General features: G+C 58.9%; 1 protein-coding gene. It reads right to left on the bottom strand.

Going from position 1 to position 248, the window contains the following annotated elements; translation table 11 throughout:
- Positions 1-227: DUF302 domain-containing protein (locus tag EOD29_RS33915; protein ID WP_164764050.1), on the bottom strand; the 227-nt coding region annotated here is incomplete at its 3' end.
- Between the last annotated feature and the right edge of the window lie 21 nt (positions 228-248).

Below are 248 nucleotides of genomic sequence, written 5' to 3' on the forward strand. Positions count from 1 at the left end.
GGTAGGTCGAGAGCCGTTAAGGGCGCGTCCGTCATCACTGGTGTGCCGACCTTCGGGCTGCCGTAGATAAGAACGCGCGTCTCCGGCATCGACAGCCCGTTTTCGCGAGCGGCATCCGCATGATCGATTTCCGCGAAGATGGTCAATCCGGCTTTTCCGATGGCAATCTTGATCGCCTCCAGCGCCTCGTCGAATGTATGCGTCGAACGGTGTTCGATCGGCTTCATGAAAGACCTCCTCTAGTCGGC

It is taken from the genome of Mesorhizobium sp. M1A.T.Ca.IN.004.03.1.1 (assembly GCF_003997555.1).
GTDB lineage: Bacteria > Pseudomonadota > Alphaproteobacteria > Rhizobiales > Rhizobiaceae > Mesorhizobium.